Origin of the sequence: Mesorhizobium sp. M4B.F.Ca.ET.089.01.1.1 (assembly GCF_004022605.1) — a bacterium.
Taxonomy (GTDB): Bacteria; Pseudomonadota; Alphaproteobacteria; order Rhizobiales; family Rhizobiaceae; genus Mesorhizobium; species Mesorhizobium abyssinicae.
On sequence record NZ_RZOS01000464.1, the window covers coordinates 1 to 4,238 of the forward strand.

Annotated in this window: 5 protein-coding genes and 2 pseudogenes; 4 read left to right on the forward strand and 3 right to left on the reverse strand. The window is 62.8% G+C overall.

All coding sequences use genetic code 11. The features are described from left to right. The 3 genes and pseudogenes from EN780_RS40880 to sppA all read right to left on the reverse strand — a co-directional run. A pseudogene (locus tag EN780_RS40880) lies at positions 1–94 on the reverse strand (DUF1049 domain-containing protein); the annotation flags it as partial. 53 nt (positions 95–147) lie between these two features. Then, positions 148–432 (reverse strand): integration host factor subunit beta, encoded by a 285-nt coding sequence (locus EN780_RS28575; RefSeq protein ID WP_006200394.1) that lies wholly within the window; start codon positions 430–432, stop codon positions 148–150. A gap of 80 nt (positions 433–512) precedes the next feature. Next, positions 513–1,469: a signal peptide peptidase SppA gene (gene sppA, locus EN780_RS28580; protein ID WP_128275963.1), complete on the reverse strand. Its 957-nt coding sequence runs from the start codon at positions 1,467–1,469 to the stop codon at positions 513–515. A gap of 300 nt (positions 1,470–1,769) precedes the next feature. Between sppA and lptC the strand changes: the two genes are divergently transcribed. The 4 genes and pseudogenes from lptC to EN780_RS28600 all read left to right on the forward strand — a co-directional run. Beyond that, complete coding sequence (gene lptC / locus EN780_RS28585; RefSeq protein WP_127282411.1) at positions 1,770–2,483, forward strand: LPS export ABC transporter periplasmic protein LptC; 714 nt, start codon at positions 1,770–1,772, stop codon at positions 2,481–2,483. Then, on the forward strand, positions 2,470–3,054 hold the full coding sequence (locus EN780_RS28590; RefSeq protein WP_127282412.1) for an LptA/OstA family protein: 585 nt from the start codon (positions 2,470–2,472) through the stop codon (positions 3,052–3,054). Before lptC ends, EN780_RS28590 begins: the two co-directional genes overlap by 14 nt. Continuing rightward, on the forward strand, positions 3,054–3,872 hold the full coding sequence (gene lptB, locus EN780_RS28595; protein ID WP_127309347.1) for an LPS export ABC transporter ATP-binding protein: 819 nt from the start codon (positions 3,054–3,056) through the stop codon (positions 3,870–3,872). The genes EN780_RS28590 and lptB overlap by 1 nt, the downstream gene beginning before the upstream one ends. 196 nt (positions 3,873–4,068) lie before the next feature. Further along, a pseudogene (locus tag EN780_RS28600) lies at positions 4,069–4,238 on the forward strand (RNA polymerase sigma-54 factor); the annotation flags it as partial.

Below are 4,238 nucleotides of genomic sequence, written 5' to 3' on the forward strand. Positions count from 1 at the left end.
TGAAGGCGACCGGCTCGCGGTTGGCGACGGCCAGCGCGATCAGGATGATGGCCAGCGGCACGAAGACAACGACGAGCATGAAGCGGTTAAACATCTGATTTCCTGTCGAAAGCAGGCCTGTCGGAAGGCCGGCGCATGAATTCGCGCCTATTTGCCGCCGTTAAGCCTTTCGCGCAATTCCTTGCCGGTCTTGAAGAACGGCACCCACTTCTCCTCGACCTCGACCGATTCGCCGGTGCGCGGGTTGCGGCCGGTGCGGGCGGGACGGTTTTTCACCGAAAAGGCGCCGAAACCGCGCAGCTCGACCCGATTGCCTTCGGCAAGGGCGTCGGTGATCTCGTCGAAGATCGCGCCGACGATGTTTTCGACGTCGCGCAGGAAAAGATGCGGATTGCGTGTGGCAATAATTTGCACAAGCTCGGATTTGATCATGAGAACGGCTCCCCTGAAAGCACTTCAGTCAAATTATGAGGATGATTTTATTTGCTTTTTCGCTCGTCCCAAACGGCTCGTCAAGGGTGCCAGACCGAAACGAGACCGTCAAGAAACAAGCGGTCCGCTCCAATTTCGTGAATGACGTCGCCGCCGGCGTCGGGCAGGCCGAGCGCGCCGGCGATGGTTTTCGCCATTGTCTTTGAGAACAGGAAGCCGCCGTGCCGTTCGGTGTCCTTCCACTCCACCACCTTGAGCTTGGCGTCGACGCCCTTGGTCGCCAGCCAGCCGATCGCCTCGGTCTCGCCGCCGACGGCGTCGATCAGATGGTTGGCGAGCGCCTGCCTGCCGGTGAAGATCGAGCCGTCGGCAAGCGCCAGCGCCTGCTCGTGGGTCATCTTGCGGCGGTCGGCGACGATGCCGACGAACCAGTCGTAGCTGTCGAGGATGAGCTTGCGGACCATGGCGCGCTCGTCCTCATTGGTCGGCTTGAAGGGCGAGGGCGAGGCCTTCAGCGGCGAGGATTTCACCTCCTCGAGCTTGATGCCGAGCTTGTCCATCAGGCCGCTGACGTCCGGATACTGGATCAGCACGCCGATCGAGCCGACGATCGAGGATTTGCGCGCGACGATATGGTCGGCCGCGCTTGCAATCATGTAGCCGGCGGACGCGGCGAGCGTGCCGACTTCCGCCACGACGGGCTTGTCGCCGGCGAGCTTGCGCACTTCCTCGAAGATGGATTCACCGCCGACCGTGGTGCCGCCGGGCGAGTCGATCGACAGGATGACGCCCTTCACCCTCGGGGATTCGCGGATGGTCTCCAGCCGCTTGATGAGCTCCTCATCTTCGGTGATGGTGCCTTCGATCCGGACCTTGGCGATATGGTCGACGGCCGAGCCGCTGAAGTCGTCGCGATAGACCCAGGTCGACAGGGCGATCAACGCGATGGCCGCGACGACGAGCGCGGCAACACGCCAGAATGTCACCTTGCGGCGCAAACGGCGGCGGTCGATCAGGTCATCGGCTCTCATTGCCATGGTTAGCCTCTCGGTCGGTGGGAAGAGTTGCTTTTAAAGCAAGCGTCCGCGCCCGGCTACCGTTTCCTGGCGGGGTTGCGTCAAAGCGTCCGCGCGGCGCGAGGCGGTGCTTCATGAAAAATTAACGCCGCTCGTCCGTATCTGCTATGAAGTGCGGAAATTGCGTCGACTTCACTTCCGTTTGTACAACGGCAGCCGTCACATTTTTGCGGTTTTCCTCCGCTTGTGCTTGCTTACGGGGGCCGACATCCCACCTATAGGCGGTGATTTGGCGGGGCAAGGGTTTATTAGAATTTAGTCATGCTAGCGCGATCGAACGAAACGACCAATGCCGAGACGGCTTTGGCGCCAGCGGCGCCAGCCGGCACGCGCGGTGATGCGTTCGACCGCGCGCAGCGGCATTCGCGCCGGGTGCGCGTGCTGAAATTCGCGGTGCCGCTGCTTGCAGCTGGCATCGCCATCGCCTTTCCGGTCTATTCCTATCTTGCCGCCCCGGTTTCGATCTCGGTGCAGGCCGAAGGCAGCGCCTTCGCCGACGGCAAGCTGGTGATGGCCAACCCCAAGCTCAACGGCTTCACCAAGCAGAAGCTGCCCTATTCGCTGACGGCGCTGCGCGCCATCCAGGACGTCGGCAAGCAAGGCATCATCGATCTTGAAGGGATCAACGCCAAATTGCCGTTGACATCGGACAATGTGGCGACCGTCAACGCCACGCGCGGCGTCTACAACCGCGACGGCAACACGATGAGCCTGACCAGCGACATTACGGTGACGACGACCGACGGCATCGAGGCCAAGCTCAAATCGGTCTTCCTCGACATGGGCAAAGGCACTATGAAGACGGATGATCCGGTCGATGTCAGCCGTGGCGGCTCGCGGATCACGGCGGATTCGATGGCGGTCCAGGACAATGGCAAGGTCCTGGTCTTCGAGAGCAAGGTGCGCGTCAACATCGATCCCGCCAGCTTGAAGGCGGCAGAGCAACAGGGCGGAGAATCGAATGCGTCGCAATAGTATGGCACGGCTTTTGAGCGCGGCTTCGGTGCTGCTGCTGCTCGGCGCGTCGCCGTCGCTTGCCCAGTCCGGCACGACCAGCCAGGTCTCGGGCCTCAAGCTTTCCGGCGATCAGCCGATCCAGATCGAGAGCGACAAGCTCGAGGTTCGCCAGGCCGACAGCGTCGCCGTGTTCAGCGGCAATGTCACCGTGACGCAGGGGCCGACCACGCTCAAGGCCGGCAAGATGACGGTCTACTATGTCAAGGATCCCAATGCCGCCAAGGGCGCCGCCGCCGGCGCGTCGGCGATGACCGGCTCGGCCAACATCGACCACCTTGTGGTCGACAACAAGGTCTACATCAAGTCGAACGACCAGATCGCCACCGGCGACAATGGCACGTTCGACATGAAGAGCCAGGTGCTCGTGCTTTCCGGCAAGGAAGTGGTGCTGTCGCAGGGCCCCAACGTGCTCAAGGGCTGCAAGCTCACCGTGCAGATGAAGAGCGGCCTCGCCCAGGTCGACGGCTGTGGCGGGCGCGTCATCATGTCGATGACGCCGCCGCCGAAGTCGGGAGCGCCGAAGCAATAATGGCCGGCGTATCGTCGCTGCTGGCTCGCCTTCCGGGGCGGGCCGCCGGCAAACCAGCGGCGCCGGCAACGGTTTCCGCCGATTCCGCCAAGTTCAAGGGCACCTTGATCGCCAAGGGCCTGACCAAGAGCTACAAGGGCCGCAAGGTCGTCAGCGGCGTGACGCTTGGCGTGCGCGCCGGCGAGGCGGTCGGGCTGCTCGGCCCCAACGGCGCCGGCAAGACGACCTGTTTCTATATGGTCACCGGGCTGGTGCCGGTGGACGAAGGCACGATCGAGATCGACGGCTTCGACGTCACTTCGATGCCGATGTACCGCCGCGCCCGGCTCGGCATCGGCTACCTGCCGCAGGAGGCCTCGATCTTCCGGGGCTTGAGCGTCGAACAGAACATCCGCGCCGTGCTCGAAGTGGTCGAGAAGAGCCGCAAGGCACGCGAGCGCAGCCTCGACGAGCTGCTCGAGGAATTCCACATCAGCCATCTGCGCAAGGCGCCCTCGCTGTCGCTGTCCGGTGGCGAGAGGCGGCGTCTCGAGATCGCACGCGCGCTCGCCACGCGCCCGGCCTATATGCTGCTCGACGAGCCTTTCGCCGGCATCGACCCGATCGCGGTGGCCGATATCCAGCAGCTGGTGCGGCACCTGACCGCGCGCGGCATCGGCGTGCTGATCACCGATCACAATGTGCGCGAGACGCTCGGCCTGATCGACCGCGCCTACATCATCCACGCCGGCCAGGTGCTGACGCATGGCCGCGCCGACGAGATCGTCGCCAATGCCGATGTGCGGCGGCTTTATCTCGGCGAGGGTTTTACCCTCTAAACAGGAAATCCAGCTCCCGACGCAATTTTTCGGCGATTTTTGGGATTCTTGTCCGATTTTTGCCTGAAATAACGCTCCGGTAAGCGCGTTTTGCTGCCGTTTCCCTTGACAAGCAAAAGCCGGGCCAGTTTGTTTGTCCCGGTCGGAAAAACTCGTTCCGGCATGTCCTGTGCGTAGAGGCGTTTGAAAACCAACCATGGCGCTGGCGGCGAAATTACAGCTACGGCAGTCCCAGTCGCTGGTGATGACGCCGCAACTGATGCAGTCGATCCGGCTGCTGCAGCTCACCCATGTCGAGCTCGAGCGCTTCATTGATGACGAGATCGAGCGCAACCCGCTGCTGGAGCGCGCCGAGCCGCAGGACGA

What these genes read in the sequence shown, in the direction of transcription:
- lptC (WP_127282411.1), top strand. Translation starts at nt 1,770, where the DNA reads ATGCTAGCGCGATCGAACGAAACGACCAATGCCGAGACGGCTTTGGCG.
- sppA (WP_128275963.1), bottom strand. Translation starts at nt 1,469, where the DNA reads ATGGCAATGAGAGCCGATGACCTGATCGACCGCCGCCGTTTGCGCCGC.
- lptB (WP_127309347.1), top strand. Translation starts at nt 3,054, where the DNA reads ATGGCCGGCGTATCGTCGCTGCTGGCTCGCCTTCCGGGGCGGGCCGCC.
- EN780_RS28575 (WP_006200394.1), bottom strand. Translation starts at nt 432, where the DNA reads ATGATCAAATCCGAGCTTGTGCAAATTATTGCCACACGCAATCCGCAT.
- EN780_RS28590 (WP_127282412.1), top strand. Translation starts at nt 2,470, where the DNA reads ATGCGTCGCAATAGTATGGCACGGCTTTTGAGCGCGGCTTCGGTGCTG.